Origin of the sequence: Streptomyces sp. NPDC058864 (assembly GCF_042742985.1) — a bacterium.
In the GTDB taxonomy this organism is placed as follows: Bacteria; Actinomycetota; Actinomycetes; order Streptomycetales; family Streptomycetaceae; genus Actinacidiphila.
Map to the genome: position 1 here is coordinate 55761 of NZ_JBHYMQ010000020.1, position 26358 is coordinate 82118.

Sequence of the window (26358 nt, forward strand, 5' to 3'; positions counted from 1 at the left end):
GCACGCGCCGGGCGCGCTCAGCGCGTGTGCTCGTCGGCGACGGCCAGCGCCGCGTCGAGGAGTGCCAGGCCCTCCTTGGCCTCGGCCTCGGTGATGTTGCAGGCGGGCACCACATGGGTGCGGTTCATGTTGACGAACGGCCACAGGCCGCTCTTCTTGCAGGCCGCCGCGAAGGCCGCCATGGGGGCGTTCGCCTCACCTGCCGCGTTGTAGGGGACCAGCGGCTCACGGGTCTCCCGGTCTCGCACCAGCTCCACCGCCCAGAAGGCGCCCAGGCCCCGCACCTCGCCGACCGAGGGGTGGCGTTCGGCGAGCTCCCGCAGGCCCGGGCCGATCACGTTCTCGCCGAGCGCGGCGGCGTGCTCGACGACGCCCTCGTCCTCCATCACCCGGATCGTGGCGACGGCGGCGGCGCAGGCCAGCGGATGGCCGGAGTAGGTCAGACCGCCCGGGTAGGGGCGGGTGGCGAAGGTCGCGGCGATCTCCTCGCTGATCGCGACACCGCCGAGCGGCACGTAGCCGGAGTTGACGCCCTTGGCGAAGGTGAGCAGGTCGGGGGTGACGTCGAACTGCTCGGCGGCGAACCAGCTGCCGGTGCGGCCGAAACCGGCCATGACCTCGTCGAGGACGAAGACGATCCCGTACCGGTCGCAGATCTCGCGCACCCCGGCCAGGTAGCCGGGCGGCGGCACCATGATGCCCGCCGTGCCGGGGACCGTCTCCAGGACGATCGCGGCGACGGTCTGCGGGCCCTCGAAGACGATGGTGTCCTCGAGGTGCTGCAGCGCGCGGTCGCGCTCCTGCTCCTCGGTCTCCGAGTGGAACGGGGAACGGTAGAGGAACGGCGCCCAGAAGTGGACGACGCCGGCCGAGCCGTTGTCGGAGGGCCAGCGGCGCGGGTCGCCGGTCAGGTTGATCGCGGCCGAGGTGGCGCCGTGGTACGAGCGGTACGCGGACAGCACCTTGTGACGGCCGGTGTGCAGGCGGGCGAGCCGGACCGCGTTCTCGACGGCCTCGGCGCCGCCATTGGTGAAGAAGATCTTGTCCAGGTCGCCGGGGGTGCGCTCGGCGATCAGCCGGGCGGCCTCGGAGCGTGGCTCCACGGCGAAGGCCGGCGCGAAGGTGACGAGCTTCGCGGCCTGCTCCTGGATGGCGGCGACGACCTTGGGGTGCTGGTAACCGATGTTGGTGAACACCAGGCCGCTGGTGAAGTCCAGGTAGCGGTTGCCGTCGTAGTCCCAGAAGTACGCGCCCTCGGCCCCGGCGACCGCCAGCGGGTCGATCAGGCCTTGCGCGGACCAGGAGTGGAAGACGTGGGCGCGGTCGGCGGCCTTGACGGCGGCACCGGTCCCGGGGTCGGCGAAGGGAGGGGTCATGCGCCCAGGCTAGGCAAACGGCCCGGGCGCACGGCATTGGCACCCTGTATGCGGGTGGCGGCGCGCGCCGACAGGTTGTAGCGCGCGCCGCCGCCGTCCCTCAGAGGAAGGAGTTGATCTCGATGGTCTCGGTGCGGCCGGGGCCGACGCCGATGGCCGAGATCGGGGCGCCGGACATCTCCTCCAGCGCCCTGACGTACGCCTGGGCGTTCTTCGGCAGGTCGGAGAAGGTCTTCGCCTTGCTGATGTCCTCGCTCCACCCGGGCAGGGTCTCGTAGACCGGCTTGGCGTGGTGGAAGTCCGTCTGGCTGAACGGCAGTTCCTCGACGCGCTTGCCGTCGATCTCGTAGGCGACGCAGACCGGGATCTGCTCCCAGCCGGTGAGCACGTCGAGCTTGGTGAGGAAGAAGTCCGTGAGGCCGTTGACCCGGGTCGCGTAGCGGGCGATCACCGCGTCGAACCAGCCGCAGCGGCGGTCGCGGCCGGTGGTGACGCCCCGCTCGCCGCCGATGCGGCGCAGCGCCTCGCCGTCCGCGTCGAACAGCTCGGTCGGGAACGGGCCGGCGCCGACCCGGGTGGTGTAGGCCTTGAGGATGCCGATCACCCGGTTGATCTTGGTGGGGCCGATGCCCGAGCCGGTGCAGGCGCCGCCGGCCGTCGGGTTGGACGAGGTCACGAAGGGGTACGTGCCGTGGTCGACGTCCAGCAGGGTGCCCTGGCCGCCCTCGAGGAGGACGACCTTGCCCTCGTCGAGCGCGGTGTTGAGGACCAGCGTCGTGTCGGCGACGTAGTCCTTGATCTGCTCCGCGTAGCCCAGGTACTCCTCGACCACCTGGTCGGTGCTGATGGCACGGCGGTTGAAGATCTTGATCAGGACCTGGTTCTTGTCGTGGAGGGCCGCCTCGACCTTCTGACGGAGGATCGACTCGTCGAAGAGGTCCTGGACCCGGATGCCCACGCGGTTGATCTTGTCGGCGTAGGCGGGACCGATGCCGCGACCGGTGGTGCCGATCTTGCGCTTGCCGAGGAAGCGTTCCGTCACCTTGTCGAGCGTCTGGTGGTACGGCGTGATCAGGTGCGCGTTACCGCTGATGAGGAGCTTGGACGTGTCGACGCCGCGCTCGTTCAGCCCGCTCAGCTCGGAGAGCAGGACCGCCGGGTCGACGACGACTCCGTTGCCGATGACCGGGGTGCACCCTGGCGAGAGGATCCCGGAAGGCAGGAGGTGCAGCGCGTACTTCTGGTCGCCGACGACGACCGTGTGGCCGGCGTTGTTGCCGCCCTGGTAGCGCACCACGTAGTCCACGGAGCCACCGAGCAGGTCGGTGGCCTTTCCCTTGCCCTCATCACCCCACTGAGCACCGAGCAGCACAAGTGCGGGCACAGGCGTACACCCCTTCCGGGCGGGGCATGTCCAACGTGGCTCCCCATGGCGGGGAGAGCCGTCGGACCGGTGCCCCGGAAATAGACGAAGCCCCTGGCGCAAGGCAGCGCAAGGGGCTCTTGCACCGAGATGTTACCTGAGGAAGGACCAAGGTGTCGGCTCAGCGACCGTCCGGGCAGCCCCTGCTCGTGGTCATCGACCCCGCCGCCCGTGTCATGGACGGCGAATCCGTGCGCATCGCGAAGGACGTGCTGTGCGGGGGAGCCCCCTCCGTGAAGATCGCTCTTCCGGAGTCCGAGGAGGAGGCCGTCCGGGTGCTGGAGCACCGGGGCCGGCGGCGCCCGGTGGTCGTGGGCGACGACGCGGCGCTGCTGCGCACGGTACGGACGCTGCACTCGGGCCGGGGGCTGGGCGAGGCCGTCGTCGGCCTGGTGCCGGTCGGCCGGCGGACCGGCCTGGCGCGGGCGCTGGGCGTCCCGGGCGGGGCGGTGAGCGCGGCGCGCGCGGTGCTGGACGGGACGGAGCGCGAGCTGGACCTGCTGCTCGACGACAGCGGCGGCATCGTGCTGGGCGCGCTGCGCATCGGCTCGGCAACGCCCGCCTGGTGGACGCCGGTGGAGCGCCGGGCCCGCTCGCTGGCCCGCACGCTGAGCCTGAACGGCCACTCCCCCCACCTGGGGCTGGGGATGCGCGGCGGCCACCGGCTGCGGATCGAGGCGGACGGGGTGGTGCTGGCCGACCTGGACGACTGCGTCGAGGAGGTGTCGGTCTCCACGGCGGTGCCCGGCGTCGCCGAGGTGCTCGTCCGCAGGGAGGGCATCACGCCCGCGGGGCCGGTGCACGCCCGGAGCGTCACCGTCTCGGGACGGGACTTCCGCTACACGGCGGACACCGCGCCGGCCGGCCCGGTCCGGCGCCGCACCTGGACGGTGGTGCCCGCCGCCTGGCGGCTGACCGTCCCGCGGTCGGCCTACTAGACCGTGTCCCGGGAGGGCGTCAGAGGACGCCCTGTTCGCGCAGTTCCGCCTTGCGCTCGCGCCAGCGGTCCATCATGTCCACGAGTTCGTCCTGAAGGAAGTCGAAGAAGGCCGCGGTCTCCGCGAGCCGCCGGCCGGCCGCGGATTCCGGTCCGAGGGCGTCGATGCCGGAGCGCAGGGTGTTCTCCCAGCGGGCGAGGACCTGGTCGCGGCGGGTGAAGGTCTCGTACCACTGGTCGCTGTGCACCCGGTAGCGCTCGCGCCGTGAGCCCGGCTCGCGTTCACGGGTGAGCATGCCCACCTGCGCCAGGTAGCGGACCGCGCCGGAGACGGCGGCCGGGCTGGCCTGGAGCCGTTCGGACAGCTCGGCGGCGCTCAGCACGCCGGTGTCCGAGGCGAGGAGCGCGGCGAACACCCGTGCCGCCATGCGCTGCATGCCCGCCTCCACCAGTTCCGCCGCGAAGCGCTCGACGAACGTCATCGGCTCCAAGGACTCATCCGCCACCGTCATCGCCTCCCGTCCCGAAGTTTATACACTTCCTTAACTTCACAAATTTGTGAATCTACTGTACGTTCGGAATCATGACGAAGGCAATCAGTGTGGCCGGACTGCACAAGTCCTTCGGCCGCACGCACGCACTGGACGGCCTCGACCTGACCGTCGAAAAGGGAGAGGTGCACGGCTTCCTGGGGCCCAACGGCGCCGGCAAGTCCACCACCATCCGCATCCTGCTCGGGCTGCTGCGCGCGGACCGGGGGGCCGCCCGGCTGCTCGGCGGCGACCCGTGGCGCGACGCCGTCACGCTCCACCGGCGCCTGGCCTACGTCCCGGGCGATGTCACCCTCTGGCGCAACCTCAGCGGGGGCGAGGTCATCGACCTGCTGGGGCGGCTGCGCGGCGGGCTGGACGAGGCGCGCAGAAGGCAGTTGCTGGAGCGCTTCGAGCTGGACCCGACGAAGAAGGGCCGCGCGTACTCCAAGGGCAACCGGCAGAAGGTCGCACTCGTCGCCGCCTTCGCCTCCGACGTGGACCTGCTGATACTCGACGAGCCCACGTCCGGCCTCGACCCCCTGATGGAGGAGGTCTTCCGCGAGTGCGTCCGCGAGGAACGCGACCGCGGCCGGACGGTGCTGCTGTCCAGTCACATCCTCAGCGAGGTCGAGGCCCTGTGCGACCGGGTCAGCATCATCCGCGGCGGGCGCACGGTGGAGACCGGGAGCCTCGGCGAGCTGCGGCACCTCACCCGCACCTCGGTCACCGCGGAGCTGGCCGGCCGGCCGGAGGGCCTCGGCGGACTGCCGGGCGTGCACGACCTCGACGTGCGCGGCAACCACGTCCGGCTCCAGGTCGACACCGACCGGCTCGACGCCGTGCTGCGGCGGTTGAGCGAGACGGGCGTACGCAGCCTCACCAGCACTCCCCCCACCCTGGAGGAGCTGTTCCTGCGGCACTACGAGGACGGCCCCGCCAACCCAGCCAACCCAGCCAACCCAGCCGGCCCCGAGGACCCGGCCGTCGCCACCGGCGCCCTCGGGGCGGACTCGGAGGCCCGGCGATGAACGCCCTCACGGGGACGGGCACGCTCACCCGGCTCGCGCTGCGCAGGGACCGCGTCATGATCCCGGCGTGGGTCGTGCCGATCGCGCTGCTGGTCGCGTCCACCGCCTCGGCCTTCGGCGGCCTCTACGACACCCCGGCAAAACGCGCGGGGGTCGCGGCGAGCACCGCGGGCAACGGCTCGCTGCGCGCCCTGTACGGGCCGGTGTTCGACACGAGCATCGGCGGACTGACGGCCTGGCGCATGATGGCCTTCGGCGCGGCGCTGGCCGGCCTGATGGCGATGCTGCTCGTCGTCCGGCACACCCGGGAGGAAGAGGAGGCCGGCCGGCTGGAGCTGGTCGGTGCGGGTGCCGTCGGACGACGGGCGCCGCTGGCCGCCGCCCTGGTCACCGGCTTCGGCGCCTCGCTGCTCCTGGGGCTGCTGGTCACCCTGGCCCTGCTCGGACAGGGTGCGCGGGGCGCGGTCGCCTTCGGGATCGCCTTCGCCGGTGCGGGCTGCTCCTTCGCCGCGGTCGCGGCGGTCGCGGCGCAGCTGACGGAGAGCGCCCGTGCGGCACGCGGCCTCTCCGGCGCGGTCCTCGGTCTCGCCTTCCTGATACGCGCCGTCGGCGACGCCGGGAGCGGCACGCTGAGCTGGCTCTCGCCGCTGGGCTGGGCGGAGAACATGCGCCCCTTCGCGGACGAACGCTGGTGGGTGGCCGCCCTGTTCGCGGCCTGGGCCGCCGGGCTCGTCGCCGTCGCGTACGCCCTGGTGGCCCGGCGCGACATCGACGCCTCCCTGCTGCCGCCCCGCCCGGGCCCGGCCACCGCCGGCCACCGTCTGCGCTCCGCCCAGGGGCTGGCCTGGCGGCTGCAGCGCGGCTCGCTGTGGGGCTGGACGGCCGGCTTCGCCGTGGGCGGCGGCGCACTGGGCGGCCTCGCCAACGGGGCGGCCGACCTCGTCCGGGACAACGAGCAGCTCGCCGACGTCATGCGCGACATGGGCGGCGCCTCCGGGCTGGTCGACTCCTACCTCGCCTCCATGACCGGGGTGATGGGGATGATCGCCGCGATCTACGCCGTCCAGGCCGTGCTCAGGCTCCAGGGCGAGGAGAACTCCGGCGGCGCCGAGCCCGTTCTCGCCACGGCCGTGAGCCGGGTGCGCTGGGCCGCGGGCCACGCGCTGCTCGCCTTCGCCGGATCCGTGCTCCTCATGGCCGTCTCCGGCCTGACCATGGGGCTCGGCTACGGGGCGACGGCCGGCGACGTCGGCGGTCAGGTGTGGCGGCTGACGGGCGCGGGCCTGGTCCAGCTGCCCGCGGTCTGGTTCGTGGCCGCGGTGGCGCTGCTGCTGTACGGCGCGGCACCGAAGGCGGCACGGGCGAGCTGGGGGGTGGCGTCGCTGACGCTCGCCATCGGGCTCTACGGGCCCGCGCTGGGGCTCTCGCCCTGGGTGATGGACCTGTCCGTCTTCACGCACCTGCCGAAGGTGCCCTCGGCGGACGTCACCGTGACCCCGCTGGCGGTGCTCACCGCGCTGGCCCTCGCGCTCGCCGCCCTGGGGCTCGCGGCACTGCGCCGCCGCGACATCACGGCGTGAACGGCGTGAACCGCGGGACTCGCGGGACCCTGCCACCGGGCCGGGTCCCGCGGGCGGCGCGCCGGGCTGCGGCCTAGGCCCTGTCGTCAAAGTCCCTCCTGCCCCGCGCCGCTCCCCCAGCTCCGCTGGGAGGTGCCCCCAGGCACGCCACCTCGCTGCGTTGTCGAATCGTCCGAGTAGCCCACTACGAGGACGACTCTCCGCCTTGCGATGCACCGCACTGGGGGCACCTCCCAGCGCAAGCTGGGGGAGCCGCGGGGCCCGCCCTCCGGGCGGCCGGAGCTACTTTGACGACACGGCCTAGCAGGTGACGCGCAATTCGCGCAGACCGCGGATGACGTAGCCCTCGTTCCAGGCCGGCTCCGCCGCGAGCTCCAGCCCCGGGGCACGGCGCAGCAGCGCCGTGAAGGACGCGGCGAGTTCGATGCGGGCCAGCGGCGCGCCGAGGCAGTAGTGGATGCCGGCGCCGAAGGTGATGTGCGGGTTGTCGGCGCGGGAGAGGTCCAGCCGGTCGGGATCGGCGAAGCGCTCCGGGTCGCGGTTGGCGGAGCCGAAGAGCAGCGCCACCTCGCTGCCGCGCGGGATGACCGTGCCGCCCAGCTCGATGTCGTCCAGAACCCAGCGCTCGAACATCTGCAGCGGGGTGTCGAAGCGCAGCAGCTCCTCGATCGCCGAGGGCAGCAGCTCCTCCGGTGCCGCCCGCAGCTCCGCCAGCTGCTCGGGGTGCCGGAACAGCGTCCACCAGCTGTTGGCCGTGGTGTTGACGGTCGCCTCGTGGCCCGCGTTCAGCAGCAGCACGCAGGTGGAGACCATCTCCTGCTCGCTGAGCCGGTCGCCCTCGTCGTGCGCCGCGATCAGCGCGCTGATCAGGTCCTCGCCGGGCGCCTTGCGGCGTTCGGCGATCAGCTCGCGCAGGTAGGCGGAGAACTCCTCGCTGGCGCGGACCGCCTTGCGCGCGGCCTCCTCGGAGGGGTTGAGCTCGAACATCCCGACGATGTCGGCCGACCAGGGCCGCAGCAGGTGCCGGTCCGCGGCCGGTATCCCCAGCATCTCGGCGATGACGGCCACCGGCAGCGGTTCCGCGACCGTGGCGACGAGGTCGCCGCCGCCCTCCGCGACCAGCCGCTCCACCAGTTCCCCGGCCAGCCGCTGCACGGTCGGCGTGAGCCGCTCGACCGTGCGCGGGGTGAACGCCTTGGAGACCAGCCGCCGGATGCGGGTGTGGTCGGGGGCCTCCAGGTCGAGCAGGCCGTTGCCGTTGAGCGTGGTGAAGGGCTCGTGCTCCGGCGGCGGCGCGGTGCGGCCGAACTCCTCGTGCGTGAATCGGTGCAGGTACGTCCGCCCGAGCCGCCGGTCCCGCAGCAGCGCGCTGACGTCCGCGAAGTGCGGGATGAGCCACTGCCCACTCGGCTCGAACCAGTGGGCGCGCCCCTCGGCACGCAGCCGGGCGTAGGCCGGGTAGGGGTCGGCGACGAACTGCGGCGACCAGGGATCGAAGGCGGTGGCAGTGCTGCTCATGTGCGGAGACTACCCTCCGCCCGTTCAGCCGCCCGGGGTGACCAACCGGGCCTCGTACGCGAAGACCGCCGCCTGGGTCCGGTCGCGCAGCCCCAGCTTGACCAGGACCCGGCTCACGTGGGTCTTGACCGTCGACTCGGCGACCACCAGATGGTCGGCGATCTCCGCGTTGGACAGCCCCTGGGCGACCAGCACCAGGACCTCCGTCTCACGCTCGGTGAGCTCCCCGACCCGGTCCTGGGCGGGCGGCCGGGGCGTGCCCAGCCGGTTGAACTCGGTGATCAGGCGCTTGGTGATCGCCGGGGCGAGCAGCGCGTCGCCGGCCGCCACGATCCGCACGCCGTCCGCGAGCTGGCGGGCCGAGGCGTCCTTGAGCAGGAAGCCCGACGCACCGGCGCGCAGCGCCTGGTAGACGTACTCGTCCAGGTCGAAGGTGGTCAGCACCAGCACCTTCGCGTCGGCGTCCGCGGCGACGATCTCGCGGGTGGCCTCCAGGCCGTTGAGCTCGGGCATGCGGATGTCCATCAGCACGACGTCCGGCCGCAGCGCCGCGACCTGCTCGATCGCCTGCCGCCCGTCGACGGCCTCGCCGACGACCTCAATGTCCGGCTGGGCGCCCAGCAGTACCGAGAAGCCCTCGCGGACCATCATCTGGTCGTCCGCGATCAGCACCCGGATGGTGTTGCCGCTCATGCCCGCTCCCCGGGGACCGGGATGAACACGGTGACCTCGTAGCCGCCGTCCCCGGTCGGCCCGTCGGTCATCTCGCCGCTGAGCATGGCCACCCGCTCCCGCATGCCGGCTATGCCGTGCCCCGCTCCCGGTGACGGTTTCACCAGGCCGCGCGGCGGGCCGTTGACGACGCGCAGCCCGAGCCCGCCGAGGACGTAGCTGACCTCGACCCGGGCGGCGGCGCCCGGCGCGTGCCGCAGCGTGTTGCTCAGCGCCTCCTGGATGATCCGGTACGCCGACAGCTCGACGCCCTGCGGGAGCTCGCGCACCGCGCCGGTCACCGTCCGCTCCACGCCCAGACCCGCCTCGCGCACGTTGGTGACGAGCCGGTCGAGGTCGGCGAGGGTCGGCTGCGGCGCGTCGGGTGCCTGGTAGTCCTCGGCGCGCACGACCCCGAGGACGCGGCGCAGCTCGGTCAGGGCGATGACGGCGTTCTCACGGATGATCGAGAAGCTCTTGGTCAGCTCCTCCGGCGGGTTCTCCACGCGGTACGGCGCGGCCTCCGCCTGGATGGCGATCACGGACATGTGGTGGGCGACGACGTCGTGCAGTTCGCGGGCGATGGTCGTGCGCTCCTCCAGCAGCGTGCGCCGGGTCCGCTCGACCTCGGTCACGGCGACCTGGGCGGCGACCTCCTGCCGCGACTGGCGCAGCCCGCGGACCGCCGACACGACCGAGAGCACGACCGCCGAGAGGAAGATCATGATGAACGGGTCCGAGCCGTACATGCCGGACATCGGCTGGAAGACCAGTGCCAGCGCGGCGGTGAGCAGCCACATCTCCGCGGCCACCCGCGCCCTGGTACGCCCCGCCACCACGGCCAGCACCGTCAGGTGCGAGACGAAGCCGACGTCCGTCCACGGGTAGGTGGACGACCACTGGCCGGCGCCGACCACCCCGGTGAGCACCGTGGCCCCGACGGACAGCCACCACGCCCCGATCGGCCGGAACATCGTGGTGATCACGGGCGCGGCGGCCAGCAGCGCCAGCACCGGGCCGCCCGGCCCGTCCTGGCTCTCCAGCGAGACGAACATCAGGAAGACCGCGAAGCAGGTCAGCGCCGCGTGCGGCATCCAGCGCCCGTACCCCCGGAGCCTGCGCGGCACCACGGCGAGCAGCGGGTGTCCTTCCCGCAGCGGTGCCATCGGGCGGAAGGCGAAGCCGTCGGTGATCAGGTCGTGCCGCAGCCCGCTGAGGGCGCCGCGGGCCATGCGGAGCTCGGTCCGCAGCGAGGTCTGGCTTGTCTCGGTCACACTCTCACCGTAGGGACTCCGCACGTCGCCGTCGTCACCTGCGAAGACGATGTAGCGGCGTCATCCTCAAGTAGGACCCGCCGCGGGAGGGCGCGTCACCAGGCGAGCTGGGCGATCTCCTCGGCGACCACGGCCGCCGCGTCCGCCGCCGGGTCGATCACCGGGAAGTGGCCGACGCCCTCCAGCAGGGTCAGCTGGACCTCTTCCCCCGCCTTCGCCGAGGCTGCCGCGAAGGCCTCCGCGACCTGCGGCGGGACGACCTCGTCGCGGTCGCCGTGCACGACGGTCACCGGGATGCCGGTGGGCAGCAGCGCGGCCGGGTCGGTCTCCGCCCGGCGCTCGGCGAGCAGTTGCGCCCCGCCGAGGAGTTCCGCGACCGCCCCGGAGCACACGTCCCGCTCGACGGCGGCCTCGAAGTCGGCGATGGGCGCGAGCGCCACCACGCCGCGCAGCGCGGGCGCGCCGGGGCGGTGCCAGCGCGACCCGGCGGGCAGCACGTGCCGGGCGGCCGCCCACAACGCCAGGTGCCCGCCCGCCGAGTGACCGGTGAGCACGATCCGCCGGACGTCCACGCTGTCGGCGCCGAGGGCGGCCTCGGCCAGCGCCGCCACGGCGTCGGTGGCGGCCGCCACGTCGTCGAAGGTGTCCGGCCAGCGGCCCGCGGCCGTACCGCCGTTGCCCCGGCGGTACTCCACCGAGGCCACCGCGAAGCCGTGCCCGGCGAGCAGGCCGGCCAGCGGCGAGACGTGCGTCCTGTCGTACGCCGCCCGCCAGGCGCCGCCGTGCAGCAGCACGACCAGCGGCCCGGGCCGGGTGCCGTCCGCACCGGGGCGCGGACGGTAGAAGTCCACGACCTGGTCCGGGTGCTCGCCGTAGGCGGCGGTGGCGTCCGGCGGAACGGGGGCGTGCGAGAACGCGGACGCCTCCTCGGCCGCGGCCCGCTCGGCGGGGTCCAGCGGAGCGGGCCGGGCCCCCACCGCGTCGGCGCGGCCGTCGGCGCCCGCCGGAATGGTGTCGCTCGACGAGGTGGGGTCGGACATGCGTTACCGCGTTCCTTCCAGGACCTGGGCCAGCACCCGCGCCGCCCGCTCCGCGTCCGCGAAGCGCGTGTACAGCGGGGTGAATCCGAAGCGGAGGATATCCGGCTCGCGGAAGTCGCCGACGACGCCCCTGGCGATCAGCTCCCCCATCACCGCGCCCGCGTCGGGACAGCGCAGCGCGACCTGGCTGCCCCGCTCGGCGTGCGCGGCCGGGGTGACCGGCCGTACGACGCCGTCCGGCACGTACGCCGCGACGCACTCCAGGAAGAAGTCGGTGAGGGCGAGGCTCTTGGCCCGCACGGCGTCCAGGGACACGCCGTCCCAGACGTCGAGGGCCGTGTCCAGCGCCAGCAGCGACAGGATCTCCGGGGTGCCGACCCGGCCGCGGACGCTGCCGTCGGCGGGCCGGTAGGCGGCCTCCATCGCGAACGGGTCACGGTGGGAGTTCCAGCCGGGCAGCGGGGAGTCGAAGCCCGGCTGCAGGTCACGGCGGACGTACAGGTACGCGGGCGCGCCGGGGCCGCCGTTGAGGTACTTGTACGTGCAGCCGACCGCCAGGTCCACGCCGTGCTCGTCCAGGCCGACCGGCAGGGCCCCGGCCGTGTGGCAGAGGTCCCAGACGACCAGGGCGCCGGCCGCGTGCACGGCGGCGGTGGTGCCCGGCAGGTCGTGCAGCCGGCCGCTGCGGTAGTCCACGTGGTTGACCAGCGCGACGGCGGTGCGCGAGCCCGCCGCGGCGGCGATGTCCGCGGCGTCGACCGCGCGGATCGCGCACCCGGTCATGCGGGCCGCGGACTCCGCGATGTACCCGTCCGTGGGGAAGGTGGCGGCGTCGACCAGCACCTCGTCGCGGGCGGGGTCGGTCCGCTGGGCCATCCGGACGGCGCCGACGACGGCCTTGAAGACGTTGACGCTGGTGGAGTCGCCGGCCACGACCTGGCCGGGGGCGGCGCCTATGAGCGCGCCGATGCGGTCGCCGATCCGCTCCGGCGCCGTCCACCAGCCGCTCTCGGTCCAGGAGCGGATGCGCAACTGCCCCCACTCGCGCCCGACCACGTCCGCCATCCGGTCCTGCACCCCGGCGGGCAGCGCGCCCAGCGAGTTGCCGTCCAGGTAGACCACGTCGTCCAGCACGAAACGGTCGCGGAGCTTGGCCAGCTCGTCGGCGGTGTCGAGACGGGCGGCCTTCGCCGCGGGGGATTCGGTGGGCTTCATCGCGTCAGACATGGCTGCGGGCCGTCCAGAGCTCGGGGAACACGTTCTTGGTCGCGCGCTTCTCCAGCCAGGAGACCCCCGCGGAGCCTCCGGTGCCGGTCTTGGCGCCCATCGCGCGGCGGGTCGCCACCAGGTGGTCGTTGCGCCAGCGCCACACCAGCTCGGCCACCTCGGTCAGCGCCTCGCCCAGCCGGACGAGTTCGCTCTCCTGGTCACCGGAGTAGACGGCCTGCCAGGCCCGCTCGACGGCCGGGTCGGCCTCGTAGCGCCGGGAGAGGTCGTCGCGCTGCGGGATCTCGTGGCCGCGGCGGGCCAGCAGCCGCAGCACCTCGTCGTAGAGGCTGGGCTCGTGCAGTGCCTTCTGCAGCTCGTCGTGCACCCGCGGCGCACCGCGGTGCGGGACCAGCATCGACGCGGACTTCTCGCCGAGCAGGAACTCCATGCGCCGGTACATCGCCGACTGGAAGCCCGAACCCTCGCCGAGGGCGGCGCGGTAGGCGTTGAACTGCGCCGGCGTGAGATGGGCGATCGGCTCCCAGGAGGCGTTGAGCGACTGCAGTTCGTAGGTGCTGCGCTTGAGCGCGGCCAGCGCCGTCGGCAGGTCGTCGGCGGCGAGCGCACGGGAGGCGGTCTCCCACTCGTGCACGATGACGGTGAACCACAGCTCCATGACCTGGGTGGTCACCAGGAAGACCATCTCGCCGGGGTCGTCGGAGCGGGGGTGCTGCAGATGGGTGAGGACGTCGGCCTGGACGTAGTCCTCGTACGGGGTGGTCCCTTCGAAGTCCAGGTTCGGTGCCTCGGGGGCGTCCTGGGAAACGTCGGGGCGGTGGGACATCGGTGTCTCCGTGGATACGAGCTACCGGGTAGCGGTCTGTCCCGCGCGCCGTCGCGGCGGGACCCCGGTCCCCTCGGGCCCGCGCTCTACCGGCGCCGGGCCCAACGGGCATCATGCGTGGTCAGAGCACGCTACGGCAAGACCTGCCCGGCGCGCGCGCCGGACAGGTCGGAGTGGGTGCCGTGGTCGCCGGCGGGTCGGCGGCTCAGCCGAGGGTCTCGGCGGCGGTCTGCGAGGAGTCCCGCAGGAAGGTGCTGCAGCGCTCGTACTCCTCCTGCTCGCCGATCGCCTGGGCGGCCCGCGCCAGGGCGTGCAGGGCCCGCAGGAAGCCGCGGTTGGGCTCGTGCTCCCAGGGCACCGGGCCGTGGCCCTTCCAGCCGTTGCGGCGCAGCGCGTCCAGGCCGCGGTGGTAGCCGGTGCGGGCGTAGGCGTACGACTCGACGACGCGGCCGGCCTCGAAGGCGTCGTCCGCGAGCTGCGCCCAGGCCAGTGAGGACACCGGGTACTTGGCGGCGACCTCGGAGGGGGCCGCTCCCGAGGCGAGCAGCTCGCGCGGCTCGGGGTCGTCGGGCAGGTTCGTCGGGGGCGGTCCCCCGAGCAGGTTCTCGTGAATTGCCATGGGTTCCAGTATGGCCGGGGCCCGGCCCCTCCACGTGGAAGGGCCGGGCCCGGTGCGTTACCGCCGTGCGGGGCGGTTACTTGAGCTTGGTGCCGGCGGAGCGCAGGTCCTGGCAGGCCTCGAGGACACGGGCGGCCATGCCGGCCTCGGCCAGCTTGCCCCAGCTGCGCGGGTCGTAGGTCTTCTTGTCGCCGACCTCGCCGTCGATCTTCAGCACGCCGTCGTAGTTGCGGAGCACGTGGTCCGCGACGGGACGGGTGAAGGCGTACTGCGTGTCGGTGTCGATGTTCATCTTGACCACGCCGTTCTCCAGCGCGGTGGCGATCTCCTCCTTGGTGGAGCCGGAGCCGCCGTGGAAGACGAAGTTGAACGGGTCCTGCTTGCCGAACTTGGCGGCGACGCCCTCCGCGAGCTCCTTCAGCAGCTCGGGGCGGAGCACGACGTTGCCCGGCTTGTAGACGCCGTGGACGTTGCCGAAGGAGGCGGCCAGCAGGTAGCGGCCCTTCTCACCCAGACCCAGCGCCTCGGCGGTGCGGATCGCGTCCTCGACCGTGGTGTAGAGCTTGTCGTTGATCTCGTGGGTGACGCCGTCCTCCTCGCCGCCGGTGGGGGTGATCTCCACCTCGAGGATGATCTTCGCCTTGACGGCCTCGGCCAGCAGCTCCTGCGCGATGGCGAGGTTGTGGTCGAGGGTCTCGGCCGAGCCGTCCCACATGTGCGACTGGAACAGCGGGTTGCGGCCGGCCGCCACGCGCTCCTGGGAGATCGCCAGCAGCGGGCGCACGTAGCCGTCCAGCTTGTCCTTCGGGCAGTGGTCGGTGTGCAGCGCGATGTTGACGGGGTACTTCTCGGCGACGACGTGCGCGAACTCGGCCAGCGCCACCGAACCGGTGACCATCTCCTTCTTGTACTGGCCACCGAGGAACTCCGCGCCGCCCGTCGAGATCTGGACGATGCCGTCGCTCTCCGCCTCCGCGAAGCCGCGCAGCGCGGCGTGCAGGGTCTGGGTCGAGGTCACGTTGATGGCCGGGTAGGCGAACTTGCCGGCCTTCGCCCGGTCGAGCATCTCGTTGTAGATCTCGGGGGTTGCGATGGGCATCTGTCCGCTCCTTGTGATGTGCGGGTTGTTCGGTGAGTGACCCTGACCTGGGATCGACGTCATCGTCGCCCCCATCTTGGCAGACTTGCGCAAGAGCTCCACACACTGCGCACCACGGACAAACCTCAGGGGTGAAGGGTTTCACGTGAAACCCTTCACCCCTGAGGGAAAGCGCAGGTCAGACGGCCGATCAGCCCAGGCCGAGATCGTCCAGACCGAACGCGCGGACGTACGGAAGCCCCGCCTGCTCGATGGCCGGAGCGGCACCCCGTTCGACGATCACGGCGACGGCCACGACCTCGGCGCCGGCCTCGCGCGCGGCCTCCACCGCGGTCAGCGGCGAACCGCCCGTGGTGGAGGTGTCCTCGACGACCAGCACCCGCCGGCCCTCGATGTCCGGCCCCTCGATGCGCCGCTGCATGCCGTGCGCCTTCTGCGCCTTGCGCACGACGAAGGCGTCCAGCCGGCGGCCGCGGGCCGCCGCGGCGTGCAGCATCGAGGTGGCGACCGGGTCGGCGCCCAGGGTGAGTCCGCCGACGGCGTCGTAGTCCAGGTCGGCGGTGGCGTCGAGCATCACCTGGCCCACCAGCGGAGCGGCCTCGGCGTCCAGCGTGATCCGGCGCAGGTCGATGTAGTAGTCGGCCTCGAGACCCGAGGAGAGGGTCACCTTGCCGTGCACCACGGCCTTGTCCTTGATCTGCTGCAGCAGGGCATCACGCGCGTCACTCATGGCCACGAGCCTAGCCCAGCGGCTCCCAGGCCCAGGTCGCGCGGATCTCCAGCGGATCGATGGGGGTGACCAGACGCGGCGCCGTGTTCAGCCCGTTCGGCGGACCCGACTGCGGCTCCACGCAGATGGCCGGGGGCTGTTCGTCGTAGACGACCACCCACTCCGCGGGGCTGGTGATCCGCAGCCGCAGCTCGTCCGGCCAGGTCAGGGTGACGTCCACACCGTCCGGCATGCCGAAGCAGTCGTCCCAGGGGCGGGGCTTCGGCTCCACCCGGTGGCCGGTGGGCAGGTGGTCGTCGCCGCGCTCCTCCATCCAGCCGGGGGTGAAGTCGATCAGGGCGTCCTGGCCGCCCCGGCCGAGGTTGCGCAGGAACCAGGGGTGCCAGCCGGCCTGGGCCGGGAAGGAGTCGTCCGCGCTCTCCACGCTCATCGTGAGGTCGAGGCGGTCCTCGGACAGCTCGAAGCGCTGGCTGACCCGGCCCTTGTACGGCCAGGGCTCGGCCAGGTCGTAGTAGAAGCAGGCGCTGCTGCCGGTGGCGCCGGGCGCCGTCCGCCAGGCCACGTGCCGGCCGGTGCCGTGGATGGCGTGCGGGCCCGCGTCGCGCGGCATCTGGTGCAGCACCCCGCCGTTGCGGAACTGCCCGTCGCGGGTGCGGCCGCACCAGGGGACCATCGGGAAGGACCCGAAGTTGGGTCCCTGCCGCAGCAGCTCGACGCCGCCGACGGTCAGCGAGCCGACACGGCAGCCGAGATCCGGAAGGATCGTCAGCCGCGCCGGTCCGGCTTCGAGTTGGACAGCGTGCTCGTCGTCTCGCCCGTCAGGGGTCTCATCCGTGGCCACGGCACAGACCCTACGGGAACGAACGCCTGCGCCGCCGCAGCACCCGCCCCGCGACGACGGCCGACAGCAGCAGCGCCGCCGCGGCCGGCGCGTAGCGGCGCAGCGAGGCGGTCGCGGTGCCGCTCTGCGGTGCGGGCACCGGGGCGTAGCGGCCGCGCGGCGGGGCGTGGTCGACCTCCTCGGCACTGCGGCCGATCAGGGTGCGGCGGGCGTGCGCGGCCTCGGCGGGCAGGTCGATCCCGGCCGGGTCCTCGGGGACCGCGGCCGCCGTGTCCCCGCCGGGCAGCGCCTCGCCGGCGTCCTCGCCGTCCGCGTCCTGCGGCTCGGGGAGCTGCTGCAGCTCCTGGGCGTCGTGCCCGGCGAACTCGTCGAGCTGCGCGGGCAGGTCGTCGGTGAGGTCCTCGACGCCGGTGCCCTCGGCGGCGGTCCCGGGCGCCCCGGCCGGGGCCTCCTCCTCCAGGTCGGAGGTGAGCGCCGCGACGAAACGGTCCAGCAGCCGGTGGCCCGCGGCCCCGACCGCCGCCTCCTCGTGCTCGGCGAGCCGCCCGTCGGCCTGCACGGTGCCGGTGAAGGTCAGCAGCGCGCCGCCCGACACGGTGTCCACGCCGAGCTCCAGCGCCACCTTGACCGTGCCCGCGCCGCGCGCCTCCACCGCCTCGCCCTCGATGGTGAGCCCGCCGCCGCGCGGGACGAGCCGCAGCGTGCCGCGGTAGGTGATGGTCGAGCCGCCGATCCGGAGCCTCAGCCGGCCGGCCAGCCCCTCCTCGGCGCCGGCGTCGCGCTGGAGTCCGGGCACGCAGCGGGCCACGCGCTCCAGGTCGGCGAGGGACCGGCGAATGGTTTCGGCCGGAAACGGAACGAACACCTCATGCGGCTCCATGCCGCGAGCCTAATCCGCCGGGCGGCCCTTCGGTGCCGATTCGACGCCGGTTCGCCCTCACCCGGAGCGCGGATGCATCAGCGTGGACGGGGGCAGGTCCCGCAACGGGGTCCGCGCCGCGCGCCGGGCCGCCGAGGAGAGTCCGGCGGAGGACAGCGACCGCAGCCGCGGCGCGTCCGCGGCGAGCCGCAGCGCCGGGGCGCGGTGCCGGGTGGCGAGGACGAAGCCCCAGTCCTCGTCCCCGCGGCCGCTGCCGATCCAGTAGTCGGCGGTGCGCAGCCCGGCCGCCCGTACGGTCGCGTCGACCGTCCAGAAGCCGCGCCGGGCGGCACCCGGCGCGCCCGCGTGCACCGCGAGCCGGCCGCCGGGGGCGAGCACGCGCCCGACCAGTCCGTAGAACTCCTGCGAGTACAGCTTCGCGCTGCGCGAGATCCCCGGGTCGGGGAGGTCGGCGAGCACGACGTCGTACCCGCCGGACGGTCGCGGCGGCCGTTCCCGCCGCAGCCAGTCGAAGACGTCCGCGGTGGTCACCCGGACCCGGGGGTCGCGGTAGGCGTGCCGGTTGAGCCGGGCCAGCGCGGGGTCGTCCCGCGCGAGGGCGACCAGCCGGTCGTCGGGGTCGACGAGGGTCACCGAGCCGACCCCCCGGTGGCGCAGCACCTCGCGCAGCGCGAGCCCGTCGCCGCCGCCGAGGATCAGCACGCGCCGGTGCCGGCCCGTCATGGCGGGGTGCACCAGCGCCTCGTGGTAGCGGTACTCGTCCCGGCCGCGCACCCGCAGCCGGCCGTCGAGGAAGAGCTGCAGCGGTGCCGCGGTGAGCACGACCTCCTGGACGGCGGTCTGCTCGGCGAGCCGTACGTCACCGCCGTACACCGCCTGCCGGGCGGCCCGCTCGAAAGGTCCGGCGGCCCAGGCCGCGCCCGCGAGCAGTGCGAGGACCATGACGTTGGCGGCGAGCAGCCGGGCGCGGGCCCGTGGTGTGACGTCACCGCGGAAGAGCCACAGCACGATGGCGCCGCCCGCCACGGCGTTGACGGCGCCCGTGACGAGCGCCCCGGTCAGCTGTCCGTAGCAGGGCAGCAGGAGGAAGGGGAAGGCGAGGCCGCCGACCAGCGCGCCCACGTAGTCCGCCGCGAAGAGGTCGGCGACGGCACCGCCCGCGTCCTGCCGCCGGATCCGCTGGATCAGCGTCATCAGCAGCGGGATCTCGGCGCCGATGAGGACGCCGATGGCGAAGGCGAAGACCGCCATCGCGGGCCGTGACTGGCCGAACCAGGCGAAGCTGGCGTACAGCGCCATCACCGAGAGCCCGCCAACCAGCGCCAGCGCGATCTCGACGGCGGCGAAGCCGATCGCCGGCGCGCAGCTGAGCCGCTTGGCCAGCAGCGAGCCGACGCCCATGGCGAAGACCATCACGGACAGCACGATCGACGCCTGGGTCACGGAGTCGCCGACCAGGTAAGAGGCGAGGGCGACCAGTTCGAGCTCGTACACCAGGCCGCAGGCGGCGCAGACGAAGACCGCGGCCAGGACCAGCGCCCTGGCGGCGGCCGCCGGGACGGGCAGCCGCGGCCCGCGGACGCGCGGGGCGGCCCGGGCCGTACGGGAGGTGGACTGGTCGATCATGACTGCACGCTATGTCAGCTGTATGGCGGTCCACGTCACCCACAGGGGTGCGATTCGTGGCATCCGGCGGCGCGTTGACGCCGTGCCGGCCACACCCGTACCACCGCGCTCACGGCTGCGCGCTGAGCGTCGAACGGGTCGCCACCAGCCGTCCTTCCTGGGGGTACGCGTGCCAGGTGCGCCACAGGACGCTGCCGCCGCGGTACTGCACCAGCATCGCGGTGAAGGCGAGCGGATCACCCGGGAAGGTCCCCGCCAGGCCGTTGGGGTGATCGGCCACCAGGGCGAGCAGTTCCTGCGCCCGCCCGGCGAAGCACCCGCGGGAGAGCGTCTCGATCCGCGCCGCGAACTCGTAGTCCCAGCCGTCGATCCGCCGCGCCACCCCGAACGGCAGCGGCGCGCTGCTGCCCGGCATGCAGGCGACGGTCTCCGAGCAGCGGCCGCGCGGCGAGTCCAGGATGACCTGGTGGGAGGCACCGAGCAGCCGCAGCTGGACCTGCACGCGGGGCGCGCCGGACGCGGCGCCGCCGGCGGCGGTGCCCGGCAGCTCACGGTCGAGCACGGCGAGCGCCGGCAGTTCGTCCTTCCCCAGACACCAGGCCAGGTCGCCGGCGCGGGTGTCGGTGTAGGCGGTCTGAAGCGTGGTGAGCATGAAGTCGGCTCCGCAGGCACATCGCGAGCAAGCGAGGGGAGGTCACGGGCGTGGGGGGAGAGGACGCGCCGACCCGCGCCTGTGGGGAAGGACGTCCGTCGGCTCGTGCCCACGGGGGGTCGGTGAATACGCAATCATGAATGGCGCGTCGCCTTCAGCGTTTTTACCCATCTCCACCCGCTTTACATCCCCAAGGGCCCGGACGGGTTCAGGTGTTCACTACAAATGCGCCCGACGGGTGAACAACCCGCCGGGCGCATATGCGATTCGGCACGGGCAATACGCAATTTCGTATCGTCAGCTTCCGCCGCCGCAGCCGCCGCCCCCACCGCACGAGCTCCCGCCACCGCAGGAGTGGTGGCCTCCCCCGTGGTGGCCACCGCCTCCCCCGTCCCCGGAACTCGCGTCCCCCGCCCACCAGCTCATGCCGCCCCCGGCCTCGGCACCGGCCACGGCGGAGCCGCGCGAACGCCGCCGCCGGTGGCCGCGGCCGGAGTTCCGCGCCACCAGGACGAGCAGCACAATCGCGCCGAAGACCAGCAGAATGATGAAGGCCTCCATCGTTCCCACCCCCGTTTTCCTTGCTTTCCGTTGTGCGACGGTGATGCCCCCGCCGTCCGCGGCCGAAAGCAAAGTTGAGGAAGTCCAGAGGTTTCCGTGTGCGGGAAGGCCCCTGGTCTGCATCGGAAGCAGAACCAGGGGCCAAGGGTGGACGACTGGGCCGTCTAGGGGCCGTGATCTTCATCGTCAGGCGGACCAAGGACTCGGTCAACGGCCCGCCGGGATCGCTCGCGGCTATTGGGCATCAGGTGCGCGTACACGCGAAGGGTCATCGCCGGGTCAGCGTGTCCCATGTACTCGCTCACGGCCTTCACGCTCTCCCCGGAGTCCAGGAGAACAGAGGCGTAGAAGTGCCGGAGAGCATGCATGCCGTGTTCACGGGCGGAGACGTAGCGCTTCCCTTCCTCCGCCTCCGGGATTAGGCCGATCGAGGCGAGAGCCGGCTTCCAGTCGTGGGCGTTGAAGTTGCTCCGCCACACGATGCCCCCGCCGGGGTTGGTGAACAGCAGGCGGGCAGTCACTTTCGGGCCCTCCGGAGAACCCCAGGGCAAGGACACCTCGACCGGCTTGCAGAGGTCCATGTGCGCCTTCATGGCGTAGGCCACGGAGTCGGGGAGCGGCACATCGCGCTCCTTCTCGCACTTCGGCAGCGCAAACACAGGCTTGCCCTCCACGTGCTTGATCTGTCGAACCACGTGCAAGGTCCGGCCCGCAAAGTCCAGCGCGCCCTCAGCGAGCCCGAACACTTCCCCCTGGCGCAGTCCGCACCCAGCCGCGACATCGACTACGGCGCGGTAGCGCTCCTCAAGAGCAGTCCTGACGCCTCGCACCTGATCTGGGGTCCACGGCACCACCCGGGAAGCATCACCCCTGGGTGCCCGCACCGATTTAGCACTGCATGGGTTCCGGATCAGCAGCGTGTCGTCAACGGCCGCCGACAACACCGCCCGCACATCGGCATAGATCGAACGCGCGTACGAGGAACTGATTCCGGGCTTCGCCTCCAACACCGACAGCAGGTGCCGGATGTGCTCGGGCCGAAAGGTCCCGATCGAGCGAGGACCGATCACCGGGTACGCGTGGAGGCGCAGACGGCGACCCAGCTCTGTCCGCGTGGTCGGACTAGATGTTCGGGTCCCCAACCAGCGCTCGGCGTACTGGCGGAAGGTGATCCGAGCTGCACCGGGGTCGATGTACTGGCCGCGCGACATGTCGGCCTCGATGTGGATCAGCCACTGTTCAGCCTCGCGCTTCTTCCGGTCCGGGAAGCTCTTGGACTTCTCCGTGCCGTCTGGGGCGACGTAGCGGGCGCGGTACCGCAGGCCCAGGCCGAAACGGTCAGTCTTGACCTTGACCGACTTGCCATCGGACCCAGCCTCGACCTTGAACCAGCGATCTTGGACGTGTCCGGCCATCAGGCAGCCCCCTCCATCTGGGACTCGACCCAGACGCGGACGTCCTCAGGGTCGAAGCGGAGGTGACGGCCGACACGGAATCCACGCGGTCCGGTGTGCTTGCGGCGCCACTGATAGACGGTTTCGACGGGGACGCCGAGAAGGTCTGCCAGGTCAACCGGGGTCAGGTAGCGGGCGGGCAGTGGGCGCGGCACAGTCACCACTCCCCCGCTTCGTCGTCGGGTAGGTCGGCGAGGGCTTCGCGGGCGGTGTCGCGGTTGATCCGGATGTCCCGAGCGATCGAGGCGGCGAGCCAGGATTCACCGGGCGTGTGGCCGTGTCCGGCGTAGGTCCAGTGGGCGAGCACGAGCGTGGAGCCCTCCAAGGTGTCATCGGGGTCGGGAAGCCCGCGCTCACGCCGTTCCTGGTGGGCGCGGTAGTCGGCGCGGACCTGGCGCAGCGCCCCAAGGGTGGTGGAGTAGCGGCGGGACTTGGTGGAGAAGTGGCCGCGGAACCCGAGCATGTGAGCCCAGGCGCGCAGCTTGCGGTCCGGGTAGTGCGGGTCGAGGTCGAAGCAGGCTTCGATCAGCCGCCGGGTGTGCGCGGGCAGGTCGAACAGGTCCAGGGCCTCACGGTTCCCGACCCGCCGGTCTACGGTGCCGGTGGTCTCAGCGGCCTTGGTGGCGTACTTGGCCACATACGCGGCGACAGCCTGTTCGGTCAGCTCCTGCCCGTCATCCGTGCCGATCGGGCGGACATCGACCTGCGAACCTCAGCGCAGCTCCCGGGCCGGGAGAGTGCCGGCGGCCGAGACCGGAACCGAGACCCGAGCAGCAGCGGCATGGATCGCGGCATCCAGCAAAGCGACGCTCGCCCACGACGGCGGAACCTCCTCCGGACCGCCGGGGCCGTCGAGACGGACGATCGCGTGGAAGTGCACGGCCCCGCGCTTCTGGTACTCAGCGACCTTCCCGAAGGAGACTCGGCAGACCTCCTTCATGGCGCTCTGGGAGAGTCCGGTGCGGGCGGCGATCTCGCGGCGCAGGTAGATGGTGAAGCGCCGCCACAGGTCGCCCGCGTGGTTGTTCCACAGCACCGCACCCGCATAGTCGTACCGCTCCGGATCGAGCGGAGTGCCGATCGCAGGGTCGTGCTCGGCGTGGGCGACGCCGCAGCGGCAGCGGCCGGTGTCGGGGCGGTTGTGGACAGGCCCGAACGACGGCGCGGTCAGCGTGGCGAACACCTTCGGATGCGTGCGGACCGCCACCGGCACGTCCTTGCGCTCATCCCCCGTCAGCCCCGCCCGGATCAGGTGGAAGGTATCGCCCGCGTAGGTCCAGGCGCACGAGGGGCAGCGCGATGCCCGGCGGTTGCCGCACGCCACCCGTAACCGGCCCCCCGGCTCCCCGTCGGTCGAGTACGAGTAGAGGACGTCGCCTGACTTGGCGTCCCGGGTGACCGTGAGTCCTTGCAGGTGGATCGGGTCGGCACAGCCCCCGGTGCGCTGGACCTGTTCCCGCCACCGCTCGAACCCGGGATCATTGGCCAGCCGCAGCGCGTCGAGGAGCGTGCGGGGATCGGTGCCGCAGGCGGCCGCAGCGTCAGCCACGACCGCCGGGGCAACAGGCATCAAGGTCACGCGACCACCGCCAGCGGGCCGGTGAACAGGGCGGCGCGGACGGCGGTGTTGTGGCGCATGCAGGCCGTGAACAGCGGGCCGTCGTCTTCGATGTAGTTCAGCGGGATCGGCACCCAGCCGGTGTGGCCGCCGTCGTGGTCCCAGGTCGGTACCCAGCAGGGGCAGTGCTCGCCGGGCCGGTCGTGCAGGTTGTGGAGGCGGCACTCCCCGCACGGGAGGACGACGCCGGGCAGGCCGGTCAGCGAACCGTCGTTGTCGATCTCTTCACCGGAGCCCTGGCAGCTACCGCAGATAGCGGCGGCGAGACGGGGACGAACAGCGAGCGATGCAGGCATGATGAAGGCTCCCTTTGTGGGAGCCCCGGGCGGCGTCGTGATCCTGGCAGAGAGCGCGCCGCACGGGGCGTGGTCATGTAGCCGAGCAGTAACCCGAAGCTACTCGCAGAAAAACTGCGGGTCAATAGAAAAGCTGCGACTAGTAGTAGATCTACACTTCTGCGATGCTGGGAATCCGGCATCGAGGAGGAAAGATGAGCAACTTCGCGCTGTTTGTACGGTTCACGCTCAAGGAAGGCGGAGCCGAGGGCTTCGACGCCCTGGTGCGTGAGACCACCGCCGCCATTCGCGCGAAGGAGCCCGGAACTCTCGTCTACGCCTGCCACGAGGTCGAGGGCGCCCCGGATCAGCGCATCTTCTTCGAGCTGTACGCCGACCGCGCCGCCTTCGACGAGCACGAGCGCCAGGGCCACACGAAGCACTTCCTGTCCGAGCGCGACAAGTACGTGGCGCACACCGAGGTCGACTTCATGGCCCCGTACGCCGGCAAGTACCCGACCGAGGCCCCCGGTGAGTGACGCCGACAACCGCACCGCAGGCCAGCGGGTCGCCGAGCTGCGCCGCAAGAGAGGCTTGTCCCAGCGCGACCTGGCGGCCGAGATGGGCCGTTCCGAAAGCTGGGTCTCCCAAGTCGAGCGCGGCGTCCAGCCGATCGAGCGCCTGTCGGTGCTCCAAGCCCTCGCCGACGCCCTCGGCGTGCCGGTGCGCGAACTGCGCCCGGAAGCCGAGATCGCGCCCGAACCCGAACCCGAGCAGCAGCCGCAGAGCAACGACCTCGACGGGCTGCGTGTCGCCCTGACCGGACACCCCTCGTTGGGAAGCCTCTTCGGGCAGATCACCGCCTGCCCGGAGCCCTCACTCGACGACTTCCACCGGCACGTCGACGAACTGTGGGAGCTTGCCCATGCGGCGAGCTACGCGGCACTGAGCGACCGGCTCTCCAAGTTGCTGCCGCAGCTCGAAGCCGCCGTACGCCACGGTCCCGAAGCCGAACGCGCGGAACTTCACGCCCTACTGGCGCGGACCTACCAGGTAGCCGCGGCAAGCTTCGTGCGCCAGGACGAGCCGGATGCCGCATGGGTCGCTGCCGACCGGGCACTCCAGGCAGCTGAACGCGCCGGCCAACCGCTGGAAGTCGTTGCGGGTCTCTTCCGCCTGGCTCACGCCTTCATAAGGCAGCAGCGCACCGATCAGGCCGAACAAGCCGCCATGTCGGCGATCAACGTGCTGACACCTCGCAGCCAAGCAGACGCCAGCCCCCCGGAGGAGAGGTCGCTCCTGGGAGCCATGCACTTGGTCATGGCCGTGATCAGCGCCCGTGAGGGAGCCCGCTCCGCCACCCACGCCCACATCGAAGAGGCACGGCGTATCGCCGCCACCAACGGAGCCGACCGCAACGACTTCGACACCGAGTTCGGCCCCACCAACGTCGAGATCCACGCCGTCAGCACCGCAGTCGACCTCGGCGACGCCGGCATGGCCCTGGACGTAGCCGAACACATCGACCCCACAGGACTGTCCCCGGAGCGACAGGCACGTTTCCTGGTTGACGTGGCGCGAGCGCACGCGCAGCGGCGACACGTCGGCGAGGCCACCGCCGCACTCCTCGAAGCCGAAACCCTAGCCCCCGAACAAGTCCACTCCCACCACCTGGCCCGCGAAGCAGTCCGCGACCTCCTCCAGTTCTCCGGCCACCGAGTCCCCGAACCCTTGGCAGGGCTCGCTGACCGCATGGCGATCGCGTAAGGCTTCCTGGCGATACAGCACGTCACTAGGCTCGCGACGTGACAGACCACGGCATCGAGTTCCCAGTCTTCCGACTCCACGTTGTGCCAGCGGTCCTGGCGCTCGCGAGCCCGTCTTGGCAGCGCGATGTGTGGCTGCGGCCGGAGGGACTCGAAGATCTGGACTACGTGATCCACGTGCTCTTCGACGACTTCTGCAACGCGGACGACCCTGCCCCGTGGCTGGGCAAGAGTCTGCGTACGGAGGAGGAAGTCACGCTCATGAAAGAACTGGGCGAGGCCTACTCCATCGTGCAAGACCAAGTCGGCCACATGGCACCGGACCAGGACTATCTGGATAGTCCTGACTGGGCTCCGGTGATCACAATCGCGGCCAAGCTGGCTCAGGTGATGGTGACCAACGATCTCCAGGCTGCGGTTCTGCTGCACGAGGAACGGTCTCAGCAGGGCGCATCCCCCGGTATCGGACACACAACCAACTGAGCTGCACTGTTACGGATTTCTCTACCTCATCAAGACGCTCCCGCCGCGCAGAGCGCGGCGGCGCGCGGCCCGGCGCCTCGGGCCGACGCTCCTGTCTGCGCCCCGCTCCGGCCCGGCCGCCGGCCGCCCGCCAGACGGCGAGGGGTGGGGCCGAGGGGAGACCCGCTGTGGCCGGGGCGGTCAACTCCGCGGCTTTACGCAGCCACCATGGGGCGAGCCTCGAAGATCGGGGGCCCACTTCGGGCTATTGCGGGCAGCCGAGGTGCTGCCCGAGTCGCGGC

The 26358-nt window shown here is 72.1% G+C and carries 26 protein-coding genes and 1 pseudogene; 6 read left to right on the forward strand and 21 right to left on the reverse strand.

Annotated features, from left to right (window positions below; genetic code table 11):
- Positions 1 to 17: 17 nt before the first annotated feature.
- On the reverse strand, positions 18 to 1376 hold the full coding sequence (locus tag ACFW3D_RS17895) for an aspartate aminotransferase family protein (protein WP_500505098.1): 1359 nt from the start codon (positions 1374 to 1376) through the stop codon (positions 18 to 20).
- A gap of 100 nt (positions 1377 to 1476) precedes the next feature.
- Positions 1477 to 2760: an adenylosuccinate synthase gene (locus ACFW3D_RS17900; protein ID WP_500505099.1), complete on the reverse strand. Its 1284-nt coding sequence runs from the start codon at positions 2758 to 2760 to the stop codon at positions 1477 to 1479.
- Between the two features lie 188 nt (positions 2761 to 2948).
- Here ACFW3D_RS17900 and ACFW3D_RS17905 point away from each other — a divergent pair, with 188 nt between their 5' ends.
- Positions 2949 to 3737 carry a diacylglycerol kinase catalytic domain-containing protein gene (locus ACFW3D_RS17905; protein ID WP_500505161.1) on the forward strand — a complete coding sequence of 263 codons (789 nt, stop codon included), beginning with the start codon at positions 2949 to 2951 and terminating at the stop codon, positions 3735 to 3737.
- A 19-nt stretch (positions 3738 to 3756) separates the two neighbouring features.
- Here the strand turns inward: ACFW3D_RS17905 and ACFW3D_RS17910 are convergent, their stop codons facing one another.
- Complete coding sequence (locus tag ACFW3D_RS17910; RefSeq protein ID WP_500505100.1) at positions 3757 to 4248, reverse strand: GbsR/MarR family transcriptional regulator; 492 nt, start codon at positions 4246 to 4248, stop codon at positions 3757 to 3759.
- Positions 4249 to 4319: 71 nt separating this feature from the next.
- Between ACFW3D_RS17910 and ACFW3D_RS17915 the strand changes: the two genes are divergently transcribed.
- A complete protein-coding gene (locus ACFW3D_RS17915) occupies positions 4320 to 5297 on the forward strand; it encodes an ABC transporter ATP-binding protein (RefSeq protein WP_500505102.1) in 978 nt (325 codons plus the stop codon).
- A complete protein-coding gene (locus ACFW3D_RS17920; RefSeq protein WP_500505103.1) occupies positions 5294 to 6877 on the forward strand; it encodes an ABC transporter permease in 1584 nt (527 codons plus the stop codon). The genes ACFW3D_RS17915 and ACFW3D_RS17920 overlap by 4 nt, the downstream gene beginning before the upstream one ends.
- Positions 6878 to 7177: 300 nt before the next feature.
- On the opposite strand, the gene ACFW3D_RS17925 is transcribed toward ACFW3D_RS17920, so the two are convergent.
- From ACFW3D_RS17925 to ACFW3D_RS18010, 18 genes and pseudogenes are all read right to left on the reverse strand, one after another.
- Entirely contained in the window at positions 7178 to 8395 is a 1218-nt protein-coding gene (locus ACFW3D_RS17925) for a cytochrome P450 (RefSeq protein ID WP_500505105.1), read from the reverse strand.
- Between the two features lie 24 nt (positions 8396 to 8419).
- Positions 8420 to 9088: a response regulator gene (locus ACFW3D_RS17930; protein ID WP_018558377.1), complete on the reverse strand. Its 669-nt coding sequence runs from the start codon at positions 9086 to 9088 to the stop codon at positions 8420 to 8422.
- Positions 9085 to 10380, reverse strand: coding sequence for a sensor histidine kinase (locus tag ACFW3D_RS17935; protein WP_500505106.1), 1296 nt, complete (start codon positions 10378 to 10380; stop codon positions 9085 to 9087). The genes ACFW3D_RS17930 and ACFW3D_RS17935 overlap by 4 nt, the downstream gene beginning before the upstream one ends.
- 95 nt (positions 10381 to 10475) lie before the next feature.
- Entirely contained in the window at positions 10476 to 11420 is a 945-nt protein-coding gene (locus ACFW3D_RS17940) for an alpha/beta hydrolase family protein (RefSeq protein ID WP_500505107.1), read from the reverse strand.
- Positions 11421 to 11423: 3 nt separating this feature from the next.
- On the reverse strand, positions 11424 to 12647 hold the full coding sequence (kynU, locus tag ACFW3D_RS17945; protein ID WP_500505108.1) for a kynureninase: 1224 nt from the start codon (positions 12645 to 12647) through the stop codon (positions 11424 to 11426).
- Positions 12640 to 13473: a tryptophan 2,3-dioxygenase family protein gene (locus ACFW3D_RS17950; protein ID WP_500505110.1), complete on the reverse strand. Its 834-nt coding sequence runs from the start codon at positions 13471 to 13473 to the stop codon at positions 12640 to 12642. Before ACFW3D_RS17950 ends, kynU begins: the two co-directional genes overlap by 8 nt.
- Before the next feature lie 205 nt (positions 13474 to 13678).
- Positions 13679 to 14092 (reverse strand): DUF3151 domain-containing protein, encoded by a 414-nt coding sequence (locus ACFW3D_RS17955; RefSeq protein WP_500505112.1) that lies wholly within the window; start codon positions 14090 to 14092, stop codon positions 13679 to 13681.
- Positions 14093 to 14168: 76 nt separating this feature from the next.
- Positions 14169 to 15191 carry a class II fructose-bisphosphate aldolase gene (fbaA, locus tag ACFW3D_RS17960; RefSeq protein ID WP_500505114.1) on the reverse strand — a complete coding sequence of 341 codons (1023 nt, stop codon included), beginning with the start codon at positions 15189 to 15191 and terminating at the stop codon, positions 14169 to 14171.
- A gap of 190 nt (positions 15192 to 15381) precedes the next feature.
- Positions 15382 to 15921, reverse strand: coding sequence for an orotate phosphoribosyltransferase (pyrE, locus tag ACFW3D_RS17965; RefSeq protein ID WP_500505115.1), 540 nt, complete (start codon positions 15919 to 15921; stop codon positions 15382 to 15384).
- A gap of 10 nt (positions 15922 to 15931) precedes the next feature.
- Positions 15932 to 16762 (reverse strand): aldose epimerase family protein, encoded by an 831-nt coding sequence (locus tag ACFW3D_RS17970; RefSeq protein WP_500505116.1) that lies wholly within the window; start codon positions 16760 to 16762, stop codon positions 15932 to 15934.
- A gap of 10 nt (positions 16763 to 16772) precedes the next feature.
- Positions 16773 to 17642: an SRPBCC domain-containing protein gene (locus tag ACFW3D_RS17975; RefSeq protein WP_500505117.1), complete on the reverse strand. Its 870-nt coding sequence runs from the start codon at positions 17640 to 17642 to the stop codon at positions 16773 to 16775.
- Positions 17643 to 17699: 57 nt separating this feature from the next.
- On the reverse strand, positions 17700 to 19268 hold the full coding sequence (locus tag ACFW3D_RS17980; RefSeq protein ID WP_500505118.1) for a polyamine aminopropyltransferase: 1569 nt from the start codon (positions 19266 to 19268) through the stop codon (positions 17700 to 17702).
- Between the two features lie 109 nt (positions 19269 to 19377).
- The gene (locus ACFW3D_RS17985) at positions 19378 to 19920 is read right to left on the reverse strand and encodes a DUF2617 family protein (RefSeq protein WP_500505119.1); all 543 of its coding nucleotides are present in this window, start codon (positions 19918 to 19920) and stop codon (positions 19378 to 19380) included.
- A 297-nt stretch (positions 19921 to 20217) separates the two neighbouring features.
- Positions 20218 to 20481: a hypothetical protein gene (locus tag ACFW3D_RS17990; protein ID WP_500505162.1), complete on the reverse strand. Its 264-nt coding sequence runs from the start codon at positions 20479 to 20481 to the stop codon at positions 20218 to 20220.
- A gap of 164 nt (positions 20482 to 20645) precedes the next feature.
- Entirely contained in the window at positions 20646 to 21896 is a 1251-nt protein-coding gene (locus tag ACFW3D_RS17995; RefSeq protein WP_500505120.1) for a tyrosine-type recombinase/integrase, read from the reverse strand.
- Positions 21896 to 22090 carry a helix-turn-helix domain-containing protein gene (locus ACFW3D_RS18000; protein WP_396348335.1) on the reverse strand — a complete coding sequence of 65 codons (195 nt, stop codon included), beginning with the start codon at positions 22088 to 22090 and terminating at the stop codon, positions 21896 to 21898. Before ACFW3D_RS18000 ends, ACFW3D_RS17995 begins: the two co-directional genes overlap by 1 nt.
- A gap of 2 nt (positions 22091 to 22092) precedes the next feature.
- Positions 22093 to 23505 (reverse strand): annotated as a pseudogene (gene repSA / locus ACFW3D_RS18005) (replication initiator protein RepSA).
- Positions 23506 to 23510: 5 nt separating this feature from the next.
- Positions 23511 to 23849, reverse strand: a complete 339-nt coding sequence (locus tag ACFW3D_RS18010; protein ID WP_500505121.1) for a hypothetical protein — start codon at positions 23847 to 23849, stop codon at positions 23511 to 23513.
- Positions 23850 to 24043: 194 nt separating this feature from the next.
- Here ACFW3D_RS18010 and ACFW3D_RS18015 point away from each other — a divergent pair, with 194 nt between their 5' ends.
- Genes ACFW3D_RS18015 through ACFW3D_RS18025 form a run of 3 tightly spaced genes read left to right on the forward strand, consistent with a single transcriptional unit; the run spans position 24044 to position 26077 of the window.
- Positions 24044 to 24367, forward strand: a complete 324-nt coding sequence (locus ACFW3D_RS18015) for a putative quinol monooxygenase (RefSeq protein ID WP_500505122.1) — start codon at positions 24044 to 24046, stop codon at positions 24365 to 24367.
- Positions 24360 to 25595, forward strand: a complete 1236-nt coding sequence (locus ACFW3D_RS18020) for a helix-turn-helix domain-containing protein (protein WP_500505123.1) — start codon at positions 24360 to 24362, stop codon at positions 25593 to 25595. The genes ACFW3D_RS18015 and ACFW3D_RS18020 overlap by 8 nt, the downstream gene beginning before the upstream one ends.
- Positions 25596 to 25633: 38 nt before the next feature.
- Positions 25634 to 26077 (forward strand): SCO4402 family protein, encoded by a 444-nt coding sequence (locus ACFW3D_RS18025; RefSeq protein WP_500505124.1) that lies wholly within the window; start codon positions 25634 to 25636, stop codon positions 26075 to 26077.
- Positions 26078 to 26358: the final 281 nt, after the last annotated feature.

Bases quoted from the DNA above. Each gene is read 5' to 3' on its own strand.
- ACFW3D_RS17930 (WP_018558377.1), bottom strand. From the start codon at position 9,088: ATGAGCGGCAACACCATCCGGGTGCTGATCGCGGACGACCAGATGATG.
- ACFW3D_RS17980 (WP_500505118.1), bottom strand. From the start codon at position 19,268: ATGATCGACCAGTCCACCTCCCGTACGGCCCGGGCCGCCCCGCGCGTC.
- ACFW3D_RS17985 (WP_500505119.1), bottom strand. From the start codon at position 19,920: ATGCTCACCACGCTTCAGACCGCCTACACCGACACCCGCGCCGGCGAC.
- ACFW3D_RS17990 (WP_500505162.1), bottom strand. From the start codon at position 20,481: ATGGAGGCCTTCATCATTCTGCTGGTCTTCGGCGCGATTGTGCTGCTC.
- kynU (WP_500505108.1), bottom strand. From the start codon at position 12,647: ATGTCTGACGCGATGAAGCCCACCGAATCCCCCGCGGCGAAGGCCGCC.
- ACFW3D_RS17975 (WP_500505117.1), bottom strand. From the start codon at position 17,642: ATGGAGCCGCATGAGGTGTTCGTTCCGTTTCCGGCCGAAACCATTCGC.
- ACFW3D_RS17995 (WP_500505120.1), bottom strand. From the start codon at position 21,896: ATGGCCGGACACGTCCAAGATCGCTGGTTCAAGGTCGAGGCTGGGTCC.
- ACFW3D_RS17920 (WP_500505103.1), top strand. From the start codon at position 5,294: ATGAACGCCCTCACGGGGACGGGCACGCTCACCCGGCTCGCGCTGCGC.
- pyrE (WP_500505115.1), bottom strand. From the start codon at position 15,921: ATGAGTGACGCGCGTGATGCCCTGCTGCAGCAGATCAAGGACAAGGCC.
- ACFW3D_RS18010 (WP_500505121.1), bottom strand. From the start codon at position 23,849: ATGCCTGCATCGCTCGCTGTTCGTCCCCGTCTCGCCGCCGCTATCTGC.
- ACFW3D_RS17950 (WP_500505110.1), bottom strand. From the start codon at position 13,473: ATGTCCCACCGCCCCGACGTTTCCCAGGACGCCCCCGAGGCACCGAAC.
- ACFW3D_RS17925 (WP_500505105.1), bottom strand. From the start codon at position 8,395: ATGAGCAGCACTGCCACCGCCTTCGATCCCTGGTCGCCGCAGTTCGTC.
- ACFW3D_RS18015 (WP_500505122.1), top strand. From the start codon at position 24,044: ATGAGCAACTTCGCGCTGTTTGTACGGTTCACGCTCAAGGAAGGCGGA.
- fbaA (WP_500505114.1), bottom strand. From the start codon at position 15,191: ATGCCCATCGCAACCCCCGAGATCTACAACGAGATGCTCGACCGGGCG.
- ACFW3D_RS17915 (WP_500505102.1), top strand. From the start codon at position 4,320: ATGACGAAGGCAATCAGTGTGGCCGGACTGCACAAGTCCTTCGGCCGC.
- ACFW3D_RS17955 (WP_500505112.1), bottom strand. From the start codon at position 14,092: ATGGCAATTCACGAGAACCTGCTCGGGGGACCGCCCCCGACGAACCTG.
- ACFW3D_RS17940 (WP_500505107.1), bottom strand. From the start codon at position 11,420: ATGTCCGACCCCACCTCGTCGAGCGACACCATTCCGGCGGGCGCCGAC.
- ACFW3D_RS17910 (WP_500505100.1), bottom strand. From the start codon at position 4,248: ATGACGGTGGCGGATGAGTCCTTGGAGCCGATGACGTTCGTCGAGCGC.
- ACFW3D_RS17895 (WP_500505098.1), bottom strand. From the start codon at position 1,376: ATGACCCCTCCCTTCGCCGACCCCGGGACCGGTGCCGCCGTCAAGGCC.